A 630-nucleotide genomic window follows, 5' to 3' on the forward strand; every position below is an offset into this window, starting at 1 on the left:
CCCTTCACCTGGTACCCGCCGCTGCTGGACTTCCTGGGCGGGAAGCTCGTCCTCCCCGAGCCGTTCGGCCTGCGCCACGCGTGGGCGGAGAAGCCGTGGCGGCACCGGTTCATGGCGGACGACGCGCTGCGGGCCGCGACGCCCGTCCTGCGCGCGGCCCATGCCGCGGCGATCCGGGTGCTCCAGGAGAACGGCGTGGACACGGAGCGCTTCGGCAACCGCTCGATGATGGTCAGCGGCGCGGTGCAGGACCCGTCGCCGGGGAAGGCCGACGTCTACGACGCGTAGCCGTACGCCGCGGGGGCCGGGAGGATACCCCCGGCCCCCGCGGCGTACGCCGCTCGGCGATCAGCGGGGCCAGGCGTCGGACAGCATCCGCCGGGTGTCCCCGAGCAGCTGCGGCAGGACCTTGGTGGAGCCGATCACGGGCATGAAGTTGGTGTCGCCGCCCCATCTCGGGACGATGTGCTGGTGCAGGTGGGCGGCGATGCCCGCGCCCGCCGCGCTGCCCTGGTTCAGCCCGATGTTGAAGCCGTGCGCACCGGACGCCACGCGCAGCGCCACCATGGCCTGCTTGGTCAGCCGGGCCAGCTCGGCGGTCTCGGCGTCGTCGAGCTCGGTGTAGTCGGC

The 630-nt window shown here is 73.8% G+C and carries 1 protein-coding gene and 1 pseudogene; one reads left to right on the plus strand and one right to left on the minus strand.

Annotated features, from left to right (window positions below; genetic code table 11):
- A pseudogene (locus EAO77_RS37365) lies at window positions 1-288 on the plus strand (hypothetical protein); the annotation flags it as partial.
- A 60-nt stretch (window positions 289-348) separates the two neighbouring features.
- On the opposite strand, the gene EAO77_RS37370 reads toward EAO77_RS37365, so the two are convergent.
- Window positions 349-630, minus strand: a 282-nt coding sequence (locus EAO77_RS37370) for an HIT domain-containing protein (protein ID WP_147992711.1), incomplete at its 5' end; no start/stop codon positions are given.

Source organism: Streptomyces sp. T39, from assembly GCF_008042045.1.
Classification (GTDB): domain Bacteria; phylum Actinomycetota; class Actinomycetes; order Streptomycetales; family Streptomycetaceae; genus Streptomyces.